The organism is Rhodococcus sp. P-2, assembly GCF_016598535.1.
Classification (GTDB): Bacteria; Actinomycetota; Actinomycetes; order Mycobacteriales; family Mycobacteriaceae; genus Rhodococcus_F; species Rhodococcus_F baikonurensis.
This window is the reverse complement of record NZ_CP066779.1, coordinates 5,855,018-5,879,966: the sequence shown is the minus strand read 5'-3', so window position 1 is coordinate 5,879,966 and position 24,949 is coordinate 5,855,018. Positions and strand designations below refer to the sequence as shown.

Sequence of the window (24,949 nt, the reverse complement as noted above, 5' to 3'; positions counted from 1 at the left end):
GGATGGGTGAACTACCCGAGACTGTCCGATTCAAGAATCGTTTTGCCCTCGCGATCACGACCACCACGCCGCTCGAAGCGATGGTCGAAGATCTGCTCTTCATCCGCGACATCCTCGACGCCGCAGGAATCGAGTATCTACTCGTGCGCGGGAACGACGAGCGCCCGGTCATCGCGGTCAGCTGGACCGAACGCAAGAACCTGCGGCAGGCACTTGTCGAGGGATGCGCCAACGCACCCTTCTATTCCAAAACTGTCGACGCGAAGAAGAGCCCAGCGCTCCTGGTCGCGGACGGTGCCCTGTCGAAAACCAACAAGTCACGGATCTTCCGCTTGTTCCGTCCGAGGGTTCACGTCGCAAGCGGGATGAACTACGGCGCGAACATCGGCGTTCAAATCGAATTGTGGTCGATTTCCGACGAAGAAATCGTCCTACCCGTCGAGAACTCACTGACACGACGAACCGTCCTCCCCGAAGAAGCTGTCCGAGGAACCGTCGAGCGATTCGGCCGGATCTGGCCGACTATCGAGAACATGTTCGCCGATCATGCCTCCGATATCAGCTTCGATATCGACCTTGTCTTTTCCTGGGTCGACGGCTCTTCCAAAGAGTTTCAGGCTCAGCGCGCCAAGCGGATGCAGAACTACATCGTCGGTGAGGGGGACGAATCAGAGGCGCGTTTCCGTCAGATCGACGAGCTCAAGTACGCGCTACGGTCCATCCACATGTACGCGCCGTGGATCCGACGGATCTTCGTCGCAACCGATTCCGATCGTCCGGACTGGCTTGCCGACGATCCGCGAGTCACGTTCATGCCCAGCGAAAAGTTCTTCGCCGATCCAAGTGTCTTGCCCACTCATAATTCTCAAGCTGTCGAGTGCCAGCTGCACCATATTCCGGGTCTGGCAGAACACTTCCTCTACTCCAATGACGACATGTTCTTCGGTCGCCCCGTCGGCCCGGACATGTTCTTCTCCCCCGGCGGGATCAGCATGTTCATCGAGGCCGACACCAGAATCGGTTTGGGCCACAACGACAACGACCGCAGCGGGTTCGAGAATGCCGCCCGCGTCAACCGCCGACTGCTGCAGGACCGCTTCGGTCTGATGACCACCAGGCATCTCGAGCATGCAGCGACGCCACTGCGCAAGAGTGTGATGGCCGAGATGGAACGCGAGTTCGCCGAAGACTTCGCGGCAACTGCAGCAAGCACCTTCCGCGCGAGTTCCAATATCTCGGTGACCAATTCGCTGTATCACTACTACACACTGATGAGTGGACGGTCGGTGGTGCAGAAGTCCGCAGCCGTCAAATACGTCGACACGACGGTCAAGGCCGGTTTGCGCGACATGGATTCGCTGCTCGCCAAGCGCTCCATGGACTTCTTCTGCCTCAACGACGGCAGCGCTCCGGAGATCGATCTGGAACTTCGCACGCGCAAGATCACGGAGTTCCTGGAGAGCTACTACCCCATCCCTGCTCCCTGGGAAGCCTAGACGAAGCGAGGGCCCAGCCGATTTCGGCTGGGCCCTCGCCACTGCGGTCGATCAGCGTGCTGTCACATGCTCCCGCTGCACCGGAATAGGCAGACCGAGGTTGTCACGCAACGTCGTTCCTTCGTAGTCGCTGCGGAGAACACCTCGATCCTGCAGCAACGGCACCACGTCGTCGACGAACTCGTCGAGTCCCGTCGGTACGAGGTGCGAGCCGAGGATGAATCCGTCCGAACCGTCGTTGCCGACAAACGAATCGATTTTCGCGGCAACCTGCTGCGGTGTACCCACGATCGGTCCACGCTCGAACTGATCGATCACCACCTCGCGCAAATTCAACTTCTTGCTCTCCGCGACCGCGCGCAGTTTTGCCACGGTCGCGAAACGATCCTGGTGAATAAAGGCGCGCCCCTGGATGATCGGCGGAGCTTCGGGGTCCGGAGCGATATCGGGTAGCGGCCCTTCGGGGTCGTACTTCGACAAATCGAGATTCCAGATCTGCTCGAGCAACACCAGGGCCGTCTGACCGGTGACCTGCTGGTCGCGAATATCGCGGTACTTCTCGATCGCATCTGCCTCCGAGGTGCCGAGAACAAAACTCGCCGACGGCAGGATCTTGATGTCACCCGGGTCGCGTCCGGCCGCGACGGCACGTGCTTTGATATCGCGATAGAAGTCGGCCGCCTCGGGCAACTGACCGTACGGTGAGAAGATCGCGTCGGCATTACCAGCAGCAAAATCTCGCCCCTGCGGCGACACCCCGGCCTGCAGAATAACCGGGCGCCCTTGCGGGCTTCGCGGCACTGTGAATCGGCCGTTCACGTCGAAATGTGATCCATGAAAAGCGAATTCACCGGCATCCGGTCGCGCGAGAAAGCGCCCTGATGCTTTGTCGGCCACGATATCGTCACTGCGCCACGAATCCCACAGTTCACGCACCAGCGCTACGGTCTCCTCCGCACGCTCGTATCGTTGCGCGCGGTCGAGGTATCCGCCGCGGCGAAAGTTCTGGCCGGTGAATGCGTCGAACGAGGTGACGACGTTCCAGGCGGCGCGGCCACCGGACAACTGGTCGAGCGTCGCGAATTGGCGGGCCAGTTCGTACGGCTCGTTGAACGTGGCGTTGATGGTGCCGGCCAAGCCGAGGTGTTCGGTTACTGCCGCCAACGATGCAAGGACTGTGAAGGTGTCCGGCCTACCGATAATGTCCTGATCGAATATCTGTCCCGCGCGTTCACGAAGGGCGAGACCTTCGGCGAGGAAGAAGAAGTCGAATTTCCCACGCTCGGCGGTTCGAGCGGTGTGCTCGAAAGAATCGAACTCGATCTGGCTGCCCGCCTGCGGATCCCACCATGCAGTGTGATGGTTGACGCCGCCGAGGTAGGCGCCGAGGATGACCTGCTTACGCTTCTGAGAACTCATGAAAATGTATTCCTCGTCTGTCAGGCGGCCGGAGTACCGGCGGCGTAGCGGTTGGGAACGTCGATGGGTAGACCAAGTAGTCCGCGAAGATTCGTCTGCGGATACTCGGTACGGAATGCGCTGCGCCGCTGCAATTCAGGCACCAGCTCACCGGCGATGGCGTCGAGGTCGTCCACGACGACACCCGGCCGCAACCGGAAGCCGCCGATTCCCAACTGCTGCCACCGGAGCAGGAGATCCGCCAACTCAGCAGCGGAGCCGGTGAAGGTCATTGCGTCCGAACGGTATTCGGCGCCGGCCTGCGCGTCGAGGCGAGCGAGTCGTTCCTTCCCTGTTTCTTCGGTCGTATCGAAGAAGACGACAATGTCGGTGAAGACCCGAAGCGCTTCGCCGGTGCGCTGCACGTGTTCCTCGGCTGCCCGCACTTCACCCAGGATCGCCGTGACCTGCTCGTCGTCGAACGGCGTCACGAACACCAGGTCGGCCGTCCGCGCCGCCAGGTCGTATGCGACCCGCTGATGAGCCAATGCGGTGACGACGGGATGGCCCTGCGGCGGGCGCGGAGTCACCGACGGTCCACGAACCGAGAGGTACTTTCCTTCGAAGTCGATGTAGTGCAGCTTGTCCCGGTCGATGAATCGACGCTGTTCGACATCGCGGATCTCGGCGTCGTCCTCCCAACTGTCCCAGAGTCTCCGGACGACGTCAGCTGCCTCCGCAGCTTCGTCGAACAGGTCGCGCACGAAGTCCGGGAGGACGCCGGAAACGATCGACTGACGGTCGGCATCGGTGAGGGCCGGGATGTCGCGACGCCCGAACTGTGCTGCCTCGGGTTCCGACACCGACACCTTCACCTGCCACCCGGCGCGACCACGCGAGGTGTAATCCAGCGTGGCAACGGCTTTGGACACGTGGAACGGCTCGGTGTGAATGGTGGTGATGGTCGGGATCAAGCCGATGTTGCTCGTGATCGGTGCCAGGCGGGCGGCCACGAGATGCGCATCGAGCCGAGCACGTACCCGATCAACCGCGTCGTCGACGGGTTCGAGTGGGTTGGCCGGCACCGAGAGACTGTCCTCGATGGTGACGAAATCGAGCAGACCACGCTCGGCGGTCGTCACCACGTCGGTCCAATACGACGCGCTGAACAGTTCACTCGGACGCGAGTGTGGCTCTCGCCAGGCTGCAGGGTGCCAACCGGCGCCGTCCAGCGCTACGGCGAGATGCAGCGGAGCAAGACGAGAAGGGGTGGAGGTCATCGGCGCATACTCCTGTTCGAGAACTACTCGGGAGCGCACAGTGCCGACCGCAGAAACCGTCAGCACCCGACTGACGGTTCTCGTGGCGACTGCCGCTTGCGACACGCACCGCGCGTATCGCCAGGTGTGATTCCGGGGCACCCCATCGGCATGAAGGGTTGCCGTCCAGCTAGCCGGTCCTTGTTGCTGGAGCTCTGCACCTACCTCGACGGTAGTGAGTACGCGACCGCGCGGCAATCGCCCAGAACTGCGCGGGGGTGCCGGAAACCGCCTGTCACCTCAGACGATCGAGCGGCCTGCCTTTTCGCTCTCGCGGATTCGAATACCGGCAGCGCCGAGCCTGCGGGCACCCTCGGCCGCGTCGACGGGCTCACCGACCGTCACGTGTGCACCGAGTGGAACGACCGAATGAACAATTGTCTCGTCGTACACGTGCACCAGGTTGCACCCCTGAGCCCCGTCACGACCACGCTGCCCACCGACTTCCACGTTCAAGTCCTGGGTGTAACACGTCGACGACGCCACGGACACCGGAATGCCGGCAAACGTCGCCGTCGTCGAATAGTGCAGGTGCCCGGCAAGAATCGCTCGGACGTCGCTGCCACGCAATACGTCTGCCAACCGGGACTGATCGCGCAACTCCACCAGAACGGCGAGATCCTGAATGCACGGAACCGGCGGATGATGCAGCGCCAGAATTGTTCCGTCGGGCGCCGACACCGCCAATTCTGCTCGTAGCCAATCCAATTGACGATCCGTGATCTCACCGTAGTGATGACCGGGAACCGACGAATCCAGGGTGATCACCCGCAGTCCGTCAAGGTCGTAGACGTTGTCGACGGGATGATCGGTGGCGTCCTCGCCCAGCAGCAACGATCTGAACATTGGGCGGTCGTCGTGATTGCCCATCGCCCAGACGACCTGCGCATCGATCTCGGCCGCCACAGGTTCCACGATGGCTTTCAGTTCCGCGTATGCGTCGGGGTGCCCCTGGTCGGTCAGGTCGCCGGTGAATATCAGTGCGTCCGGGCGTGCGCCCGAGGCCACGATCCCGCTGAGCACTTCCCGCAATCTCGTCGACGCATCCACGGCGTCGTACAACTCCCCCTGAGCCACCAGATGCGTGTCACTGAGGTGCACCAGGAAATGCTTCGGACGCGGGTACTCGGCATTCCGAACGCTCATCGGTCTCTCGCTTCCGCTTGCCGACGCGTAGGCGCCGGTGCGGCACCTACTGATCGTCGAGACTAGTCAACCGACCAACAGTGACTGATCGGGGCACGCCCGACGAACACGAAGCGAACTCCCGCGGCCACCCTCGGGATCGAGTAGTTGAAGCTGCGAGTAGTGTGTGGACAGTGTTGTTCCTGACCAGTCGGCGTTACGTCGACCTTCGCCTGCAGGCGAGCGCAATGTGTCCGCGCTCGCTCTGACTTGACGCGTACCAGGAAACATTTCTTCGATTCTGCCCGGCCTCTGGTGCCGCGCTGCGTTTCGCTCCCATGATTTTCGAAAGGCATAGTCATGCCCAGCTCCACCTCCACCGGCGTGCCGGAAAAGTCCACGTCCCGTTTTCCGTCCTGGGCGACGGCATTCGGACCGCAGATCGTCGCGGGTCTCGTACTCGGTGTCATCATCGGTCTCGTCGCCCGGGCAATGCCTGACGCAGCCGACGGCAACGTCAACTGGTTGGTCGGCACCGTACAGACCATCGGTTCTAGTTACGTCAAGCTGCTCACCGTTGCGGTGATCCCGCTGGTGTTCACCGCCATCGTCAGCTCGATCGCCAACCTCCGCCAGGTCGCCAATGCAGCTCGCCTGGCCGTGCAGACCTTGCTCTGGTTCGCCATCACCGCTTTCATCGCCGTGATCATCGGCATCATCGTCGGCCTGATCACCGATCCCGGTTCGCGGACCGACGTCGCCGCCGACGCTGCGAAGGAACCCAAGAGTTCGGGTTCATGGTGGGCGTTCATCACCGGACTGGTTCCGAACAACTTCCTGGGGCTGGGCGCAAAGACTTCCGTCGCAGAGGGAGTAGCAACCACATCCCTGAGCTTCAACGTCCTGCAGCTGCTCGTCATCGCCGGCGCAATCGGTATCGCGGCGCTGAAGATCGGCCCCAAGGCTGCTCCGTTCCTCGAGTTCAACGCGTCACTGCTCGCGATCGTCCAGAAGGTCCTGTGGTGGATCATTCGCCTTGCCCCGATCGGTACGGCCGCACTGATCGCCAACGCTGTCGCCACCTACGGCTGGGATGCAATCGGCTCGCTGGGCGTATTCACCGCCGCCATCTACATCGGTCTGGCCATCGTCTTCTTCGTGGTCTACCCCATCCTGATTGCCGCGCACGGCCTCTCGGTCCGAAGCTTCTTCTCCGGTGTCTGGCCTGCAACTCAACTCGGCTTCGTCTCGCGCTCGTCGATCGGCACTCTGCCGCTGACCGAACGCGTCACCGAACGCAACCTCGGTGTTCCGCGTGAGTACGCCTCGTTCGCCGTTCCGCTCGGTGCCACCACGAAGATGGACGGTTGCGCTGCAATCTATCCCGCGATCGCGGCAATCTTCGTCGCCGGCTTCTACGACGTCCCGCTGACTTTCACCGACTACCTGCTGATCGTCGTTGTCTCGGTCATCGGCTCGGCAGCAACGGCCGGAACCACCGGTGCGACAGTCATGCTCACACTCACGCTCTCCACCCTGGGTCTTCCCCTGGCCGGCGTCGGACTGCTCCTCGCAGTCGAACCGATCGTCGACATGGGCCGTACCGCAGTCAACGTCACCGGCCAGGCTCTGGTTCCGGTCATCGTCGCAAAGCGTGAGGGCATCCTCGACAAGGAGCGCTTCGACGCTCCCCGCAACGGTGATCCCTTCGCCGAGGAACTTGTCGACGCGTAACCCTCGCTGACAACAGCAGCGTCCCCGCACCTGAGCAATACGGTGCGGGGACGTTGCTTTTCACCCGGAACTGCACAAACTGTTGCCGAACCGTCAGACGCCCAACGCCCGGGACAAAGTCGGCCACGCCTTGGGTAGTCGTTCACGCCAATATGCCCACGCATGTGTGCCGTTCGGCTCGTAATCCACCTGCGCCGGAATCTTCAGCTCCTGCAACCGCGCGTCGAACATCTTGGTACAGGCGTGCGCAGCAACCTCGATGCCGCCGCCGATCACCAGACGCTCGAGTAGTTCCGGAGTCTGCAGAGTCTCGTCGGATCCGGGACGACCATTGGCCGTCGACACGTAGATCTCCTTGCCACGCAGCTTCTCTGCGTTGATCAACGAATCGTGTGCCTCCCACTCGGGGCCTCCTGGCACACCCCAGATGTTGGCCGGATCTCCGCTTCGCGAAGAAATCGTGGCCTGGACGGCAGTTCGGCCGAGCGGATCCATCGTGGAGTAGCAGCCACTGAAAACCGCGACGCCACGATACATGTCCGGAAAGCGTTGGGCGAGCATCATTGCACCCATTGCACCCATGGAATTGCCGGCAATCGCGTTGATGCCGTTGGTCTTCAACCGTGCGTCGATCAGCGGTGGCAACTCTTCGGTGATGAAGGTTTCCCACTTGTGCAGTCCCAGCCGCGGATCCGGATTCTCCCAGTCCGAGTACAGGCTCGCGATTCCACCGTTGAGCATCACGACGTTGACGTTCTTGTCGGCGAAGAACGCCGGAGCGCCGCCGATCGTCATCCATCCGCTGCTCTTCTCACCGGCATCGACACCCTCGAGCATGTACAGCGCCGGGCGCGGAACCGAATTGTCAGCGGGTAGCAAAATCTCGACGCCGACCTCGCGTCGAAGTGCAGGCGACGCCACCGTCAGCCTGACCGCCTGCGGTGCGGTCACCTTCTCACCGACGATGGCCGGGACGACGATGTCGTCGCGCAGGTCCGGTTTGGGGCCCGGATCCTCCTGAAGTGGTCCCGGGATCGTCGACCCCGAACTCACGCTGCCCTCGACGCTGCCCAGACTTCCCGAGCTTCCCGCGCTCCCGGAACTCGGCGCTGCCGTCGACAGTCCGCCCAACTGCAAAGAAAGTGCACAAACGGCCACACACACCGCACCTGTGCGCGCAGATCGGATCCACGCACGCCGCTCAGTCCTCATGAAACTCCCAAACCAGTCAAAGATGTTTTCCGTGAACATACCGTGCAGTTCGAACTTTCTTGGACAAACGACCACGACAATATCTGTCGGTCGCCGCTACTAGGCTGGCCCCGTGCAACCGGATTCAGTCAGGGCCCTCGACCTCGACCGAATTCGCGCTGTCGTGGGTACAACCACCTACGAACGCGGTCTTGCCTACCTGCGGCAGAATGCAGTCGAATCCATCGGATGGAACGACACTGCTGACACCTTGACCGGCGCTGTGTCGGGAACTGCACGAGAGCCGTATACCTGCACGATTTCGGTAACCCGCAGCGCGACTGGTTCCGCAACTTTCGCACGCGGCCTCTGCACGTGTCCCGTGCGGATGAACTGTAAACACGTGGCTGCGTTGGTACTCGCAGCAGTGGCCGAGGCGAACACGACGCCACAACAACACGGGTGGGACGGCGCGCTCGAGCAGTTGCTCCGACCCGACCCCGACCTCGGTGCCACTCGCGGACTCGGCATTCAATTCAGCACCCGAACCAAGGGCACATCGACACGGCTCTTCGTCAAACCAGTGCAACCAGGAGCGAGAGGGTGGATCTCCGGCGGACTCGCCTGGAACAAACTCGGAAGCACCTTTCAGTTCCCTGCGGATCACCTCCGGGTGCTACGCGACATACATCTCCTGCACAGCGCCGGCAATTACTACCGCAATCAGAATGCCGCGGAAATCGATCTTGCCGGGTTCACGAGCCCGCAACTCTGGTCGCTGCTTAGTGAGGCGATCAGCCTGGGTGTTTCACTCGTTCACTCGAAGGCCGGCCTCGGCAACGTCTCCCTACTCGACGATGCCAACATCTGCCTCGACGTCCACGGAGCAGAAGACGACAACCTCCGTCTCACGCCCCGAATTCAGGCCGGTGGGCACATCGTCACTCATTCCGACTGGGGACTCGTCGGCACGCCGGCACATGGCGTCTTCACGCTCGACGACGCCAACGCGATCACGCTCGCACCACTACACACGCCGGTAACCCACCAACTGAGGCAGTTGATCGACTCCGGAAAGTCAGTCGACATACCCGCCGAGCATCGGGATGCGTTCACTTCACGGTTCGTGTTCAAACTCGGAAACCTCGCTCCCGTCACATCTTCCGACGGCACCTACAACCCACCGACTGTGTCCGGTCCTCGGCTACAACTGGTCGCCACGTACGAGGACAACCATCGCATCGACATCGAATCGGCATGGAAGTACACCGTCGATGCCGACGAACTGATCATTTCTACCGCGGATACATCCACCGACGAGTCCGAGGTCCGCAATCACGTGGCCGAAGATGCCATCGCCGAGAGCCTCGGTGCGGCCGGGGCGAAGGCCACTCTCGCGGGAACGCTGACCGGTCTCGATTCCATGCAGTTCACACTCGACCTCCTCCCCCAACTCGACGCGAACGCCGCCGTCGACCTCACCGTCGCGGGCACGCCGGCCGACTATCGTTCTGCAGACGACGCTGTCGTAATCGGTCTCAGCACGTCAGCCCCCGACGGGAACAGCGGATCCGACTGGTTCGACCTCGATGTCACCGTCGACGTTGCGGGACAAAGTGTTCCGTTCACAACACTGTTCTCCGCTCTTAGCAAGGGTGAGACCCACATCCTGCTACCGGACGGCGCCTTCTTCCGACTCGACGCACCTGACCTTCTCGGTCTACACCGACTCATCACCGAAGCGCGGTCACTGCTCGATCGCCCAACCGGCAAACTTGCGATCAGCAAGTTTCAAGCCGGGCTGTGGGATGAATTGACCACACTGGGAAGAGTCGAACATCAGGCAGCAGCATGGAAGAAGCAGATCGCAGGATTGCTCGACAGTTCCGGGATCGATCCCGTCGACGTCCCCGACACCTTGACGGCAACACTGCGTCCCTATCAGGTCGACGGATTCCGCTGGCTCAACTTCCTCCGGCAGCACAGCTTGGGCGGCATACTCGCCGACGACATGGGCCTGGGCAAGACCCTGCAAACCCTCGCAATGATCTGCGCTGCACGGCAATCGAATCCAGCGGCGCCGCCCTTTCTGATCGTTGCTCCCACCAGCGTGGTCTCCAATTGGAAATCCGAGGTGGCCAAGTTCGCACCAACCCTCCACGCCGCTGTCATCACGGATACTCTGCGGCGCAGAAGAACCGACCTGGCAACACTCGTCGACGGGGCAGACATCGTCGTGACGTCGTACGCACTCTTTCGCCTCGACAACGAGGCGTATTCCGCAGTCCTCTGGTCCGGACTGGTACTCGACGAAGCCCAATTCGCCAAGAACCACAAGTCCAAAGTCCACCAGTTCGCGCGAGCGGTGGACGCACCTTTCAAACTCGCGATCACCGGAACTCCCATGGAGAACAATCTCATGGAGTTGTGGTCGCTCCTCGCGATCACTGCACCCGGACTGTTCCCCAGCCCCACCACCTTCACCGACATCTACCGCAACCCCATCGAAAAGGAAGGCGACACAGAGCGATTGGCGCAACTACGACGGCGCGTCAAACCGCTGATGGTTCGGCGCACCAAGGAACAGGTGGCAGCAGACTTGCCGCCGAAGCAGGAGCAGATACTCGAGATCGAGTTGCATCCGAGTCATCGTGCAATCTACGACACTCACCTACAACGCGAACGGCAGAAGATTCTCGGATTGCTGGACGACGTCGACAAGAACCGATTCACGATCCTGCAATCGCTGACGCTGCTACGCCAACTCAGCCTCGACGTCTCGCTGGTCGACGAGGAAAACGGACCCGTCCCGTCGGCCAAGGTCGACGCTCTCGTCGAGCAATTGGACGACGTCATCGCCGGCGGGCACCGTGCGTTGATCTTCAGTCAGTTCACCGGATTCCTCGGTTCGGTGCGCGCCCGACTCGACGCAGAGCGCATCCCCTACAGCTACCTCGACGGTTCGACGCGCAATCGCGGTGAAGTCCTGGAGGAGTTCAAGTCTGGCGCAATGCCCGTCTTTCTGATCAGCCTCAAGGCTGGTGGCTTCGGTCTCAATCTCACCGAGGCCGACTACTGCTTCATCCTCGATCCCTGGTGGAACCCAGCCGCCGAAGCACAAGCGGTCGATCGCACTCACCGCATCGGGCAGACGCGAAACGTCATGGTCTACCGTCTCATTGCCAAAGACACGATCGAAGAGAAGGTCATGGCGCTCAAAGCGAAAAAGTCGGCATTGTTCTCGAATGTCATGGACGCCGAAGGGACACTCGGCACCGGACTCGACGCCGAGGATCTTCGCGCGCTGTTCGAGTGAGGTGCCTATTCGGTCGAACCGCACCCACCCGCTCACGGTAATGTGAGTCGAGAACGGACAACACAGAACTCCCGAACGAAGAAATTCACTTCGTTCGAACGAGAGGAACCTGAATGGGCGTCACACTTGCCAAGGGCGGCAACGTATCTCTGTCGAAGGCCGCACCCAACCTCACCAAGGTCGCAGTCGGTCTCGGCTGGGATGCACGCAGTACCAGTGGTGCCGACTTCGACCTCGACGCCAGCGCGTTGGTCACCGGCCCGGAACGCAAGGTCCTTTCCGACTTGCACTTCGTCTTTTACAACAACCTTCGCTCGCCCGACGGGTCCATCGAGCACACCGGCGACAACCTCACCGGTGAAGGTGACGGCGACGACGAGGTCATCAACGTCGACCTCCCGGCTGTACCGCCCAACGTCACCAACATCTTCTTCCCCGTCTCGATTCACGACGCCGATGCTCGACTCCAGTCCTTCGGGCAGGTCACCAACGCCTACATCCGCGTCGTAGATCTGTCGAATGGCTCCGAGCTGGCACGCTACGACCTCTCGGAAGACGCTTCCACCGAGACCGCCATGCTTTTCGGTGAGCTCTACCGCCACAACGGCGAGTGGAAGTTCCGCGCAGTCGGACAGGGATACGCATCCGGACTCGCCGGCATCGCCCGCGACTACGGCGTCAACATCTGATCTCTATCGGTACGCGAAACGGGGTTTGATCCGGTATTTCCGGATTGAACCCCGTTTCGTTTGTCTGCGACCATGCTTGAGCTAACGCTGCAGAATCGCCCTCGCGAGATAGGGAGCCCAGGACGAGTCCGCTTTGGTGCCGAACTTCCCTAGCTCGTAGCCCGTAGCCCCGATCAAACCAAGCACCTCTACGGTGCTCCCCGATGTGTCACGTTTGGCGGTCTGAGCTCCTGACATCAGGATGCTCGACGCGCGAATCGGTTCGAGCGCACGCGAGACGAAGCGATGACGATCTGACGGCGACATGCCAGCCGCAACTGCGAGGAGTGCAAGGAGCTCCACCGCCCGCTGCGAGCCACCCGGCGCAACCGGAACCCCTTCGACGATTACCGACCACATCATCGACGCGTCCCGCTGGGCTGACTGTCCCCGCTTCGTCAGAACAATCTGCCCTTTGTGCTTTCGTACCAGGCCAAACCTCTTGAGTACTGCGAAGAGTGAACGCCCTTTGGGGAGATTGACAGGTCCTAGTTCAGGTTCGTCGAGCATCGCATCGACGGTCGTGAAGAAATCATCCGCCTCGATCCCTTCGACACCGATCAGCGTCAGGACCGCCTGAAGGCGGTGGCCGGCCTCGAGGTGGATCAGCTCTCCGACTGCCGACCGATCTTCGATGCCGGCTCGGTCCAGAACCGCGTGCAATTCCGGGACTCGCGCGGGTTCCAGGCATTCGACGAGCTTTGCAACGTCGTACGGCGCAACGATCTCGTCCGGTCGAGATGTACGCCTGTCGGACAGGCGACCGTTGACCTCGGCGATTTCGAATCGTGTCGGCTCGAATTCAGTTTGCGGCCATTCGAGAGTCCACTCGTGGGAGCGCAGCTTCTCCGAAGCGAGGACACCGAGGAGCTGCTCGTACTCGTCAGGCCCGACGCATTCTTCCGGAGGACATGCGCCGCGACCCGCGGCGCACACAACTTGAAAACCGTCGGGCAGTCGGTCCGAAGATTCGAGAGTCAGTGTGTGGCGCCAATTCCCGTAACGCCCATAGCGATAGCTGAGCTCATCACCTGGCAAGACCATGACCTCGTCCAGGCGTACCGCGGACTCCACGACCGCCACTCGGCCGGGGCGGCGCTGTTCTGCGTTGCTTCCGGACGCCACATACTCTTCGACCTCACCCGGAAATCTCCTTCCGGACTTGGACCAGGCGTGCGAATGGAGGTCACTCCACCCCATTGCTTGTTGGACCACGGAATGCAGGTCATCCAGATTCAGATCTGAAGTGACGAGAATTCGTCGCCAGATCTGAGTGGAAACATTGTCGACACTGATACGTATCGCGTACTGCGCTGGAACCGAGCGCCGCTGCGAACGCAACGAGCGCGCAAACGGAAAGCCCCCACGCTCTCCGCCAACTTCTTGAACAAACCTTTGCAGTTCTTCCGGTTCCGTCGGAACGAGTCGCAAATGCGACACCCTCGAGCTGCTCAACCCCACCATGTCACTCAGCCTAGGCCAAAGTGCTAGGGACAAAGGCACAAAATCGGAGAGTACTTCGAACTTATGAGGGGGTTCACAATCTGTACCTTGGCTAATAAGTCGCTATGTGCTTCGGCGCCGGCATCTTCCTCACCCCGTCTGCCTTCGCTCTGCCCTGCCCTGCCCTGATCGTGTGAACGGTACGTTCGGTCGATCTGAGGCGACGGATGTACCGTTCGCTCGACGTCGGGGGGTGGTGAGCCGGCAGTGACGGTGCCGCCAGTGGCCTGCCCCTGGTGGTGTGAACGGTACGTTCGGTCGATCTGAGGCGACAGACGTACCGTTCGCTCGACGTCGGGCGGGGTGGTGGGTGTGTTTTGGGTATGAGAAAGCCCCCCAACCATGACTGGTTGGGGGGCTTCTCTTACAGTGTGTTCGGCGGTGTCCTACTCTCCCACACCCTGTCGAGTGCAGTACCATCGGCGCTGAAGGGCTTAGCTTCCGGGTTCGGAATGGGACCGGGCGTTTCCCCTTCGCTATGACCGCCGTAACGGGTTCGTCGGCAAATGGGAGATCCGGATCGGGGTCGACAACAAGCCGTGGTTCATCCCGCCGCCCTCGATCGATCCGCAGCGGCACCCGCGGCCGGCGAACACCACCTTCACAACCTGAGGACGAACCTCAGGCACAACAGAACATAGCCGAGCACCGCATCGAAGAGATCCTCCGATGCGGTGCCAACAGGCCGTGACGCGGGACGGAGCTGTGCCCTCGATCAATCAGCGAGTCAGCACAAGCCCCGATGTCGGAACTCCCGTGCCCGCAGTCACCAGTACATTCTCGACGGAGTCGACCTGGTTGACCGAAGTACCGCGGATCTGCCGAACTCCCTCGGCGATACCGTTCATCCCGTGGATGTATGCCTCGCCGAGCTGTCCACCGTGGGTGTTGATCGGAAGCTTGCCGCCGAGTTCGATTGCGCCACCGGCAATGAAGTCCTTGGCCTCTCCCCTACCGCAGAAACCGAGTTCCTCGAGCTGCATCAGAACATAGGGCGTGAAGTGGTCGTAGAAGATCGCCGTCTGCATGTCCGACGGGCGCAGCCCACTTTGTGACCAGAGTTGATCGCCGACAAGGCCCATCTCCGGTAGGCCGGTCAGACCGTCACGGTAATAGCTGGTCATGATGTATTGATCTGCCCCGCTGCCTTGTGCGGCCGCAGCGATAACGGCAGGGGTGTTCTTCAGATCTTTGGCTCGTTCGGCCGAGGTGACGACGATGGCGATGCCTCCGTCGGATTCCTGGCAGCAATCGAGGAGATGCAAAGGTTCGGCGATGAATCGCGAGTTCTGATGGTCCTCGAGGGTGATCGGTTTTCCATAGAAGAACGCCTTCGGATTGGTGGCTGCGTGCTTACGGTCCGCGACGGCGATTCGACCGAAGTCCTCGCTGGACGCTCCGTATACGTGCATGTACCGCTGCGCGACCATCGCGACAAACGATGCGGGAGTACCCAATCCGTGAGGATAGGAGAAGGCGTTGTCCGTCCCCGACGAATTGACCTGCGCCACAAGGCCGGAGTTCACCTGCCCGAAACGCGCACCCGATCGCTCGTTGAACGCGCGGTAAGCGACGACGACGTCTGCGACGCCAGTGGCGACCGCCATGGCCGCCTGCTGAATCGTCGCCGCAGCGGCACCGCCACCATAGTGAATACGACTGAAGAACTTGAGGTTCGGGATACCCACCGAACGAGCCACCGCGACTTCGGTGTTGGTGTCCATGGTGAACGAGGTAAGACCGTCGACGTCGGCGGGTGTCAGACCTGCGTCGTCCAACGCGGCTTGAACAGCCTCGGCGGCCAGTCGCAGTTCACTGCGACCGGAGTCCTTCGAGAAATCCGTGGCTCCGATTCCGACGATCGCGGCCTTGCCGGACAGTGCGCTCATTCAATGTCTCCGTTTTCAATGTCTCCATTCGAACCCGACGCCGGAAATGCCAGTGTGACCTGCGCGGTGATGTGATCTCCCAGACTGTTCTTGCCGACCACCGCGAGCGAAACGAGATCCTCGTCGTAGGAGGTCACCGTTCCGGAGAGCGTCAAAGTGTCGTAGGCGTACCAGGGGACCCCGAGGCGGAGCTTGATCGACGTGAGTACTGCCCGCGGCCCTGCCCAGTCGGTCACGAATCGCTGCACCAGGCCGGTATCCGTGAGGATGTTGACGAAAATGTCTTTCGAGCCGCGTTTCTGTGCGAGATCACGGTCGTGGTGAACATCTTGAAAGTCGCGGGTAGCGAGCGCTGCCGAGACCACAAACGTCGGGTCGCCGTAGATCGAGAGCTGCGGAAGAACCTCTCCCACAGTGATATCCGTCGTCAAAGTCATCGTCACTCCTTCACCGCAGAAACCGCTGAAGCCCCAGACACAGCAGACACATCAGACACATCAACCGGCTGCCACGCGTACAAGGTCCAGGGAGTTCCCCCGGTCTCGTCGTCTCCGGGGAAGTCGAGGTAGATCGCCTCCACCTCCATTCCGATCGACACACTCGAGGGATCGGCACCGCGCAATTCGCCGAGCATCCGCACACCCTCGGGCAGTTCGACCAGGGCCACGACGAACGGCAACGACCGACCAGGAACCTTGGGCGCGTGGTGAACGACAAAACTGAAGACCGTTCCCCGTCCGGACGCGACCACGTAGTCGGTCTGCTCCGACTTGTCCTTCCAGATCGCGGGCACCGGCGGGTGCTGCACCGAACCATCCGAACGCAGTTGAATACGCAGCTCGTGTGCGGCAACACCGTCCCAGAAGAATTGTGTGTCGAGAGACGGCGTCGGGCGCAGCATCCGCGATGCGTCCAGGTCAGCAGGGACGTCAGTCGAGGGCGTCTCGTTGACTGGCGGCGCGAACTTCAAGATCCGGAACATCATCTCCGAGACCAGTTCTTCGCCGACCCGCCAGAAGCTGCGGGTAGTGAAGAACCACCCTTCGCCGAGACCTGTCTTCTTGGGTCCCACAACGTCTTCCAACACCGAGGAGATGGTGACTTCTTCACCTGGTTTCAAGTAGCGGTGGTAGATCTGATCGCAGTTGGTCGCGACGACGGACGTGAATCCGGCCTCGTCGAGAATGTCCGTCATCCGGCCCAACGGATCGTCGGCTTCTCGAATCGCCCCCAGACCGCGCATCGTCCATACCTGCGCCATCGCCGGCGGTGCGACTATTCCGTCGTGTCCGGCAGCGCGGGCGGCCGATTCGTCGACGTAGATCGGGTTCTCGTCACCGATCGCCTCGACCCAGTTGCGGATCATCGGCAGGTTCACGGGGTCCCGGCCGGCGCGAGGAGCGCTCGGCCCGTCCTCTCGAACCCGCTCGGCAGCAGTGAGAATGGGATCTGACACGATTTATTTCCTATCTCGGAACGCGGGGAAGCTTCAGGCCGGCGGTAGCGATCAATTCGCGCATCACCTCGTTGACTCCACCGCCGAAGGTGATCACCAGGTTGCGCTTGATCTGCATGTCCAGCCACTCCATGAGATCAGCCGTTTCGGGATCGATCGGATTTCCGTACCGTCCGACGATCTCTTCCGCGAGTCGACCGACTCGCTGGATGCGTTCGGTCGCAAACACTTTGGTCGCCGAAGCGTCGGCGATGTCCACCGAATCCGAATCACTCGACGCCACTTGCCAGTTGAGCAGTTCGTTGAGGCGATACGTCGCGTGAATCTCGCCGAGCGCGCGCCGTACGTCGACGTGATCGAGCAGGTTTTCACGCTTGGCCCAATCGAAGACGTGGTCGTAGATCCCTGCGACACGACCTGCAGGGCCGAGCATGACGCGCTCGTGGTTGAGCTGCGTCGTGATCAGGCGCCAACCCTGATTCTCCTCACCCACAAGCATGTTCACCGGAACGCGAACATCCTCGTAGTAGGTGGCGTTGACATGATGCGCGCCGTCGCAGGTGATGATCGGCGTCCAGGTGTAACCGGGATCTTTGGTGTCCGTGATCAGGATCGAGATGCCGCGGTGCCGCGAATCAGCGGAACCTGTTCGCACGGCGAGCCACACGTAGTCGGCGTCATGCCCGCCAGTGGTGAAGATCTTCTGACCGTTGACGATGTACTCGTCTCCACTTCGAACTGCCGAGGTACGCAGCGCTGCAAGGTCGGTGCCGGCCTCCGGTTCGGTGTAGCCGATCGCGAAATGCACTTCACCGGCGAGGATCGCGGGCAGGAATTTCTGCTTCTGCTCCTCGCTGCCGTACTTCTGCAGAGTCGGGCCGACGGTCTGCAGAGTGACCGAAGGCAGTGGGACATCCGCCCGCACAGCCTCGTTGACAAAAATCTGCTGCTCGACCTCGCCGAACCCACGTCCGCCGTACTCCACGGGCCAGCCGACGCCGAGCCAGCCGTCCTTGCCCATGCGACGGATGACCTCGCGGTAGGTAGGGCCATGCCGCTCCACACGCATGATCTTGGCCTCCTCGGGCGAGATCAGCGTCGAGAAGTAGCGTCGAAGTTCAGCTTGCAATGCGTGCTGACTGTCGGTCAGATCGATGAACACCGGGCCCCCACGAGGTCGAGTCGCTGCGAAGCGCCACCGAGAAGGCGCGCCAAGTCTTTTGCAGTCGAGTAGTAACGATGAAGCGGATAGGTGACGTCGACGCCCAGACCGCCGTGCAGATGGTGGAGCACCTGCATCGTGGCGGGAACCTCCTGGGCGATCCAGTACGCCATGACGTCGAGGTCCGACTGGGCATCCAGGCCCTCCGACACGCGCCAAGACGCCGACAGCGCCGCGACGTGAAGGGTCCGAGAGGTGACATAGGCGTCGGCGATCTGCTGTGAGACCGCCTGGAACGTGGCGAGCGGCTTGCCGAATTGCTCGCGTGAGCCGACATGTGCCGCAGTGAGATCGACGGCACCGGAAACCAAACCGTCTGCAACGGCTCCGATACTCGCCGTGGCGATCCGGTACAGCGTCTGGACGGCTTCCTCGCCGGCACCGAGAAGTTCACCGACCGCCTCGTCCATGGTGACTGCGAACTCCGGACTGCCGGACGCACTGGGAGTCGGTGTCAGTGCGACGCCGGCGGCAGTTGGATCGACAAGAACGACTCCGGCGTCTGTGGGCACAAGAATTCTGTGTGCGCTCGCCGCGAAGGGCACGGCAAGCACGGTCCCGCTGACGCGATACCAGTCGCCCGACTGCTGCGCGGTAGTCGACGGCTGCTTCGGGAACTGCTGCCCCGGTTCACCGAGGGCCGCGGTGAACACCCGGCCATCGCTGACTCCGGTGAGCAATTCGTCCTGCTGCGCGTCGGTCCCCAGAGCAACGATGGGGAGTACGCCGAAGCCCAGGGTCGCGAGAGCCGGAATGGGTGCAGCGGCCCGGCCGACCTCGACGAGGAGGGAACCGACGTCAGTCACCGAGAGGCCCTCACCGCCCAGACGCTCGGGCAATGCCAACGTGAGCAGATCGGCTTCGGCGAATGCCGCCCAGAGCGCGTCCGGCTCCAGTTCACGGGCAAGGAGCGCGGTAGCCACCTCGGCTACCGCTTCCTGGGTTTCATCGGGAGTGAAGTCCACGCTGGCAATCCTGTCTCTGATGTAGAACGTGTTCTAGTTGTATCACCAACGTGGACATTTCTAAAGGCCTCTACTCACGCCGTCTAGTCACGGGGCAGGCCCAGAATTCTCTCCGCGGCGACGGTCAACAGGATCTGCGTGGTTCCGCCGGCAATCGACAGGCATCGCGTGTTGAGGAACTCACGCGAGAGCGGGCCCTCCACCCATCCGGCCGGGCCACCCAATTCCATGGCGAACTCTGCGACATTCTGACGCTGACGCACGCCTACCAGCTTGCGGACGCTCGACGCCGGGCCCGGATCCTGACCGTCCAACTGCCGCAGTGTCGTACGCAATTCCAGCAACGAGCCCACCATGGCGGTTCCGATCAGCCCACCGAGCTTGTCTGCAACCACAGGATCGGGATCGCCGGCCAGCTCGAGCAATTCCTCCATCGCACCGCCGAGCGAAGACCCTCCGCTCATCGCGACTCGCTCGTTGGCGAGGGTCGTGCGGGCCAGTTTCCAGCCTCCGCCGAGCTGGCCGACGACACACTCGTCCGGCACGAAGACGTCGTCGAGGAAGACTTCGTTGAACAGGGCGTCGCCTGTTATCTCACGCAGCGGCGAGATCCGAATCCCAGCCGTCTTCATGTCGAGAAGGAAGTACGTGATGCCCTTGTGCTTGGGAACATCGCGATCGGTCCTGGCAAGGCAGATGGCCCAGTCCGCCTCACGCGCAAGCGAAGTCCACACTTTCTGGCCGTTCAGCTTCCAACCACCCTCGACCTTTTCCGCGGTCGTGCGCAGCGCCGCAAGATCCGAACCTGCACCGGGTTCACTGAAGAGCTGGCACCAGGTGATCTCACCTTTGAGCGTCGGAGTCGCAAATCTTTCGATCTGCTCCGCACTGCCGTGCTCGAGGATGGTGGGAACGGCCCACCAGCCGATCACGAGATCGGGTCGGCCGATACCGACGGCCGCCAACTCTTCCTCGATCAAAATCTGTTGTGCGGCCTTGGCGCCCCGGCCGTACGGCTTCGGCCAGTGCGGTGCAAGGTAGCCGGATTCGGCCAGCGCGTTGCGCTGTTCGGATTCGGGTAGCGCCACCAGTTGCGCTACCTCTTCGCGAATGTCGGACCGGTCGGATTCCAGTTCACTCAAGTCGATCTGAAGGTGACGCCGTGCGCCGCCGATCGTCAATTCCGCAACGCGTGCGCGCCAGCGAGATGATCCGCCCAGAATCTGCCGGAGTGACAGTGCTCGACGAAGGTAGAAGTGTGCCTCGTGCTCCCACGTGAATCCGATGCCGCCGAGCACTTGAATGCAGTCTTTCGCCGTCTCGACAGCGGCGTCCAGAGACACCGCGGCCGCCACCGCCGCCGCGATCGGAAGTTCGTCGCCCGACTCTGCAGCGACCGCGGCGTCCCAGGCGACGGCTCCGGCATTCTCTACGCGACACAGCATTTCGGCACAGATGTGTTTGATCGCCTGGAACGAGCCGATGGGCTTTCCGAATTGTTCGCGAATCTTCGCGTACTCCACCGCAGTACGCAGGCTCCACGCCGCAATTCCGGCCGCTTCGGCAGCCCCCAGCACCGCCGCGAGATCGGAAACCGATCCTGGGGCAATGTCATCGAGGATTCGGTCGGCGTCGACTGTCACTCGGTCGAACGAGACTCGTGCCAGTGGTCGCGACTTGTCGATGGTGTCGACCGCTTCGTAGGTCACGCCTTCGCTGTCACCGTCGACGAGAGCCCAGACGACACGCGAACCGTCGGTTCCGGACACCACGCTCGCCGGAACGAGTACCGATACACCCGAATCTGCGCCCCAGGCGTAACCTCCTTCGCCATGAAGCTCGATGCCACCGGACGCGTTCGCCGTTGCCGTAACTGGACTTTCGTCCAATACGACGGCACACGGCAGCGCACCGTCGGCGAGCGTTTCGGACCACCGTTTGGCAGCGGGCGACGAACTACGCCCCACCACCAGAGCGGCCAGCGCAGTCGTGAGAACAGGACCCGGCACGAGTTCGATTGCCGCCTGCTCGAGCATTGCCGCGAGATCGACGATTTCGGCTCCGACTCCGCCTACCGCTTCAGGAACGGCGACCGAAAAGATCCCGAGAGACGCGAACTCGGACCATTTCTCCCGCCACGAAACTGCTGGTCCACGGCGTACCATGTCCATCGGCGTGGCCGAGCGCGCCCAGGCCTCTATCGATTCCTGGACCGCCCGCTGTTCATCGGTCGTGGCGATTGTCACAACTGGTTCCCGCCTCTCGATAAGTGACACAATTGTTTAGAACGTGTTCTAATATGACACCTGGCCAAGAGTCAAGGCGCGAAGGAATTTGTCGATGACCACAACATCCCGATCCCGCTCCAACGCGGTTGCTTCTGCAACGCTCGGGGACGACGATCTCAGCTCCAACGCGCAACGTGAACGCCGCAAGCGGATTCTCGACGCAACACTCGCCTTGGCGTCCAAGGGCGGCTACGAGGCCGTTCAGATGCGCGCCGTGGCCGAGCGCGCCGACGTCGCAGTCGGAACGCTCTATCGCTACTTCCCGTCCAAGGTTCACCTTTTGGTGTCCGCTCTGGCACGCGAGTTCGAGAAGATCGACTCCAAGGGCAAGATCCCACCTGGAACCAGCCCGCTCGAGCGGATGCAGCTGATCCTCAGCCTCATCACCCGCGCGATGCAGCGCGATCCGCTCCTCACCGAAGCCATGACTCGCGCGTTCATGTTCGCCGACGCCTCCGCAGCGGCAGAGGTCGATCAGGTGGGCCAGCTGATGGACCGTCTCTTCGCACGGGCGATGACCGAAGAGGAGCCGACCGAGGAGCAGTTGGCGATCGCGCGCGTGATCTCCGATGTGTGGCTGTCCAATTTGGTGGCATGGCTCACGCGACGTTCTTCGGCTACCGATGTCGCCAATCGCCTGGAATTGACGGTTGAACTGCTGCTCGGTGACGGAACGCGGAAACCCGAATAGACATCCTTTGTCGCATCTGTCATTTTTGCACTGATCTGGCAGAAACGTATCGAGCCAGGAGTCGCTGCATCACCTAGATTTGAAGAGGTGAGCGCACAAGATCTGTCCATCGAACTCCGCCGAGCGCTGTCGGGCGTGGCACGCACCCCGCGCCTGCTCGTAGCCTCCGACTACGACGGGACGATGGCCCCCATCGTCGCCAACCCGGACAAGGCCTATCCCCGCGCGGAAACGGTGCGTGCGCTCCGCTCCCTCGCCAGCCTGGCGTCGACGACGGCGGCCGTGATCTCGGGCCGCGCTCTCAAGGATCTGGCTGCACTGTCCCGGCTTCCTGCCGAAGTGCAGTTGGTCGGCAGCCACGGCTCCGAGTTCGACATCGGATTCGTTCACGCGATCGACGCCGACGCCAGGAAACTGCTCGACGAGATCGTCACCGAGTTGGGCCGAATCGCCGCCGACACCCCCGGCGCAACTGTGGAGAAGAAGCCCGCCAGCGTCGCCCTGCACGTACGCAACACCAGCGCCGACGACGCCGAGAAGGCACTCATCGCCGTTCGCACCGAGTCAGCCCTCTGGCCGGGTGTTCAGGTCACCGAGGGTAAGTCGGTGGTCGAGTTGGCGGTCATCGCCACAGACAAGGGCCACGCACTCGACTTGATTCGCCATCAGGACGGCGCTACCGCTGCCGTCTTCATCGGGGACGACGTCACCGACGAAAAGGCGTTCAGCAGGCTTCAGGGGCCGGACATCGGAATCAAGGTCGGCAGCGGGGACACCGTCGCCGACTATCGCGTCGACAGCACCGAGGATGTCGCTGCCGCTCTGGCGTTCCTGCTCGACGAGCGTCGCACGTGGCTTTCCGGTGCCGACGCTCCGCCCATCGAGCGACTCTCGATGCTCGCGAGTCCGCGCACCGTCGCTCTGGTGACCCCGGATGCGACGCTGACCTGGTTGTGTCACCCGGAACCGGATTCGGCGGCGGTCTTCGCGCACCTTCTCGGCGGAACCGGGGCCGGCCACTTCTCGGTCGGGCCTCGCCGAACAGCCTTGCCGCTGAGCCAGAAGTACATCGACAGCACGATGACCGTTCAGACCCGCTGGGCGAGCCTGTCCGTCACCGACTACCTCCCCCACGACGTCCCACAAGGACGAACCGACCTGACCCGCATCATTTCCGGTCAGGCCGACGCGATCGTCTCGTTTGCACCCCGCCCCGAGTTCGGCCAGGGTCAGGTCACGCTCGAGGTCGTCGACGAGGGCATTCGTGTCCTCGGCACCAACGAGCCGTACGTGCTCCGCTCCCCCGGCGTGCTGTGGAACATCGCCACCGACGGAAATCAGCAGACCGCCCACGCCATCGTCGAACCGTCCAAGGGTGACGTCGTACTCGAATTGCGTTGCGGAACAGAAGAAATCGGACCCTCGGAAGTTCCGGAGATCGAACGTCGAGGGACTTCTGAAGCCTATTGGTCCGATTGGGCCAAGACGCTCGAACTCCCGAAGCTGAAGCCGGACTTGATGAAACGCTCTGCGCTGACCTTGCGCGGGTTGGTTCATGCCGATTCCGGTTCCATCATGGCCGCCGCGACGACATCCCTGCCGGAAGAGATCGGCGGAGTCCGTAACTGGGACTACCGCTATTGCTGGTTGCGCGACGCAGCCCTCACCGCAACAGCTCTCGTGAGTGTCGGGTCCACCGACGAAGCCGAGAATTACCTCGACTGGGTCCACCGCGTACTCGAAACGCTGCCGGGACCCGAGCGCCTGCACCCCCTCTACACGCTCTACGGAACTTCGCTACCGCCCGAGGCCGTCATCGATTCGCTTCCCGGATACGCCGGCTCGAGGCCGGTCCGCGTCGGAAACGCCGCGAATCAGCAGGTTCAACTGGACGTGTTCGGCCCGATCGTCGAGTTGATCGTCGAACTGGCGAATGCACGCGAAAAGGCCGGTGCCCCCGATCCTTTGAGCGACCGCGATTGGGAACTGGTGTGCGCCATGGTCGAGGCGGTGCAGCGACGCTGGTTCGAACCCGATCACGGCATCTGGGAGATTCGCGACAACCCGCGTCACCACGTCTATTCCAAGGTGATGGGTTGGGTCACCGTCGACCGCGCTGTCGATCTTGCCACCCGCTTTTCTCGCGAGGCTCTGCCCGAGTGGGCGGAACTGCGTGACCAGATCGCCGACGAAGTGCGCCACAAGGGCTGGAAGGACGACGTCCAGTCGTACACCGCAGCCTACGACGGTACCGATCTCGACGCAGCCACTCTCCACATCGGACTGTCGGGGCTGATCGATCCGACGGATCCACGCTTCGCAGCGACCGTCGTAGCCACCGAGGCTGAACTACGCAGCGGCTCAACGGTATACCGGTACCATCACGACGACGGTCTGCCCGGCATCGAAGGTGGATTCCACCTCTGCGCCGCCTGGCTCGTCGAGGCCTACCTACTGATCGGACAACGCCTACAAGCAGAGGCACTGTTCGACCAGTTGGTCGCGGCGGCAGGTCCCACCGGACTACTCGCGGAGGAGTACGACCCCATCGCGGAACGCTCGCTGGGCAACCATCCCCAGGCGTACAGCCATCTGGGATTGTTGCGCTGCGCCCAACTCCTGGCGTGA

At 62.1% G+C, this 24,949-nt stretch carries 17 protein-coding genes, 1 rRNA gene, 1 pseudogene and 1 riboswitch; of the genes and pseudogenes, 7 read left to right on the top strand and 12 right to left on the bottom strand.

All coding sequences use genetic code 11. From position 1 onward, the window contains the following. Positions 1 to 2: 2 nt before the first annotated feature. Positions 3 to 1,496: a stealth family protein gene (locus I7X09_RS27370; RefSeq protein ID WP_020970156.1), complete on the top strand. Its 1,494-nt coding sequence runs from the start codon at positions 3 to 5 to the stop codon at positions 1,494 to 1,496. Positions 1,497 to 1,547: 51 nt separating this feature from the next. On the opposite strand, the gene I7X09_RS27365 is transcribed toward I7X09_RS27370, so the two are convergent. The 3 genes from I7X09_RS27365 to I7X09_RS27355 form a co-directional block, all read right to left on the bottom strand. Then, the gene (locus I7X09_RS27365; RefSeq protein WP_200314616.1) at positions 1,548 to 2,915 is read right to left on the bottom strand and encodes an NtaA/DmoA family FMN-dependent monooxygenase; all 1,368 of its coding nucleotides are present in this window, start codon (positions 2,913 to 2,915) and stop codon (positions 1,548 to 1,550) included. A 20-nt stretch (positions 2,916 to 2,935) separates the two neighbouring features. Then, positions 2,936 to 4,279 (bottom strand): LLM class flavin-dependent oxidoreductase, encoded by a 1,344-nt coding sequence (locus I7X09_RS27360; protein ID WP_200314610.1) that lies wholly within the window; start codon positions 4,277 to 4,279, stop codon positions 2,936 to 2,938. Then, a riboswitch (SAM riboswitch) is annotated at positions 4,262 to 4,375 on the bottom strand. It overlaps the preceding gene by 18 nt. A 78-nt stretch (positions 4,376 to 4,453) precedes the next feature. Then, positions 4,454 to 5,359, bottom strand: coding sequence for a phosphodiesterase (locus I7X09_RS27355; RefSeq protein WP_200314609.1), 906 nt, complete (start codon positions 5,357 to 5,359; stop codon positions 4,454 to 4,456). Positions 5,360 to 5,698: 339 nt separating this feature from the next. On the opposite strand from I7X09_RS27355, the gene I7X09_RS27350 reads away from it, so the two are divergent. Next, complete coding sequence (locus I7X09_RS27350; protein WP_095971492.1) at positions 5,699 to 7,072, top strand: dicarboxylate/amino acid:cation symporter; 1,374 nt, start codon at positions 5,699 to 5,701, stop codon at positions 7,070 to 7,072. A 93-nt stretch (positions 7,073 to 7,165) separates the two neighbouring features. On the opposite strand, the gene I7X09_RS27345 is transcribed toward I7X09_RS27350, so the two are convergent. Beyond that, entirely contained in the window at positions 7,166 to 8,284 is a 1,119-nt protein-coding gene (locus I7X09_RS27345) for an alpha/beta hydrolase (RefSeq protein WP_095971612.1), read from the bottom strand. A 112-nt stretch (positions 8,285 to 8,396) separates the two neighbouring features. Here I7X09_RS27345 and I7X09_RS27340 point away from each other — a divergent pair, with 112 nt between their 5' ends. Both I7X09_RS27340 and I7X09_RS27335 read left to right on the top strand, forming a co-directional pair. Next, the gene (locus I7X09_RS27340) at positions 8,397 to 11,579 is read left to right on the top strand and encodes a DEAD/DEAH box helicase (RefSeq protein WP_200314608.1); all 3,183 of its coding nucleotides are present in this window, start codon (positions 8,397 to 8,399) and stop codon (positions 11,577 to 11,579) included. Positions 11,580 to 11,692: 113 nt separating this feature from the next. Beyond that, positions 11,693 to 12,268, top strand: coding sequence for a TerD family protein (locus tag I7X09_RS27335; protein ID WP_003940660.1), 576 nt, complete (start codon positions 11,693 to 11,695; stop codon positions 12,266 to 12,268). Between the two features lie 81 nt (positions 12,269 to 12,349). Here the strand turns inward: I7X09_RS27335 and I7X09_RS27330 are convergent, their stop codons facing one another. Next, entirely contained in the window at positions 12,350 to 13,771 is a 1,422-nt protein-coding gene (locus I7X09_RS27330) for a plasmid pRiA4b ORF-3 family protein (RefSeq protein WP_234036734.1), read from the bottom strand. A 412-nt stretch (positions 13,772 to 14,183) separates the two neighbouring features. Next, positions 14,184 to 14,300 (bottom strand): 5S ribosomal RNA (gene rrf / locus I7X09_RS27325). Here rrf and I7X09_RS29805 point away from each other — a divergent pair. Further along, positions 14,294 to 14,422, top strand: a pseudogene (locus tag I7X09_RS29805) (HNH endonuclease); the annotation flags it as partial. The gene rrf and the pseudogene I7X09_RS29805 sit on opposite strands and share 7 nt — an antisense overlap. Before the next feature lie 107 nt (positions 14,423 to 14,529). On the opposite strand, the gene I7X09_RS27320 reads toward I7X09_RS29805, so the two are convergent. From I7X09_RS27320 to I7X09_RS27295, 6 genes are all read right to left on the bottom strand, one after another. Continuing rightward, positions 14,530 to 15,699 carry a lipid-transfer protein gene (locus tag I7X09_RS27320; protein WP_003945661.1) on the bottom strand — a complete coding sequence of 390 codons (1,170 nt, stop codon included), beginning with the start codon at positions 15,697 to 15,699 and terminating at the stop codon, positions 14,530 to 14,532. Beyond that, the gene (locus I7X09_RS27315) at positions 15,696 to 16,136 is read right to left on the bottom strand and encodes a MaoC family dehydratase (protein ID WP_020968404.1); all 441 of its coding nucleotides are present in this window, start codon (positions 16,134 to 16,136) and stop codon (positions 15,696 to 15,698) included. Before I7X09_RS27315 ends, I7X09_RS27320 begins: the two co-directional genes overlap by 4 nt. 2 nt (positions 16,137 to 16,138) lie before the next feature. Next, positions 16,139 to 17,158, bottom strand: a complete 1,020-nt coding sequence (locus I7X09_RS27310) for a bifunctional MaoC family dehydratase N-terminal/OB-fold nucleic acid binding domain-containing protein (RefSeq protein ID WP_200318105.1) — start codon at positions 17,156 to 17,158, stop codon at positions 16,139 to 16,141. Between the two features lie 7 nt (positions 17,159 to 17,165). Then, the gene (locus I7X09_RS27305; protein WP_200314607.1) at positions 17,166 to 18,317 is read right to left on the bottom strand and encodes an acyl-CoA dehydrogenase family protein; all 1,152 of its coding nucleotides are present in this window, start codon (positions 18,315 to 18,317) and stop codon (positions 17,166 to 17,168) included. Further along, positions 18,302 to 19,342 carry an acyl-CoA dehydrogenase family protein gene (locus I7X09_RS27300; protein WP_095970904.1) on the bottom strand — a complete coding sequence of 347 codons (1,041 nt, stop codon included), beginning with the start codon at positions 19,340 to 19,342 and terminating at the stop codon, positions 18,302 to 18,304. Before I7X09_RS27300 ends, I7X09_RS27305 begins: the two co-directional genes overlap by 16 nt. An 83-nt stretch (positions 19,343 to 19,425) precedes the next feature. After that, a complete protein-coding gene (locus I7X09_RS27295) occupies positions 19,426 to 21,588 on the bottom strand; it encodes an acyl-CoA dehydrogenase (RefSeq protein ID WP_200314606.1) in 2,163 nt (720 codons plus the stop codon). Between the two features lie 94 nt (positions 21,589 to 21,682). Between I7X09_RS27295 and kstR the strand changes: the two genes are divergently transcribed. Both kstR and otsB read left to right on the top strand, forming a co-directional pair. Then, a complete protein-coding gene (gene kstR, locus I7X09_RS27290; protein ID WP_003945752.1) occupies positions 21,683 to 22,321 on the top strand; it encodes a cholesterol catabolism transcriptional regulator KstR in 639 nt (212 codons plus the stop codon). 87 nt (positions 22,322 to 22,408) lie between these two features. Further along, entirely contained in the window at positions 22,409 to 24,949 is a 2,541-nt protein-coding gene (otsB, locus tag I7X09_RS27285; protein WP_095970902.1) for a trehalose-phosphatase, read from the top strand.

Coding starts and splice junctions, on each gene's coding strand:
- I7X09_RS27370 (WP_020970156.1), top strand. CDS start 3: ATGGGTGAACTACCCGAGACTGTCCGATTCAAGAATCGTTTTGCCCTC.
- I7X09_RS27365 (WP_200314616.1), bottom strand. CDS start 2,915: ATGAGTTCTCAGAAGCGTAAGCAGGTCATCCTCGGCGCCTACCTCGGC.
- I7X09_RS27355 (WP_200314609.1), bottom strand. CDS start 5,359: ATGAGCGTTCGGAATGCCGAGTACCCGCGTCCGAAGCATTTCCTGGTG.
- I7X09_RS27350 (WP_095971492.1), top strand. CDS start 5,699: ATGCCCAGCTCCACCTCCACCGGCGTGCCGGAAAAGTCCACGTCCCGT.
- I7X09_RS27345 (WP_095971612.1), bottom strand. CDS start 8,284: ATGAGGACTGAGCGGCGTGCGTGGATCCGATCTGCGCGCACAGGTGCG.
- I7X09_RS27335 (WP_003940660.1), top strand. CDS start 11,693: ATGGGCGTCACACTTGCCAAGGGCGGCAACGTATCTCTGTCGAAGGCC.
- I7X09_RS27330 (WP_234036734.1), bottom strand. CDS start 13,771: ATGGTGGGGTTGAGCAGCTCGAGGGTGTCGCATTTGCGACTCGTTCCG.
- I7X09_RS27320 (WP_003945661.1), bottom strand. CDS start 15,699: ATGAGCGCACTGTCCGGCAAGGCCGCGATCGTCGGAATCGGAGCCACG.
- I7X09_RS27315 (WP_020968404.1), bottom strand. CDS start 16,136: ATGACTTTGACGACGGATATCACTGTGGGAGAGGTTCTTCCGCAGCTC.
- kstR (WP_003945752.1), top strand. CDS start 21,683: ATGACCACAACATCCCGATCCCGCTCCAACGCGGTTGCTTCTGCAACG.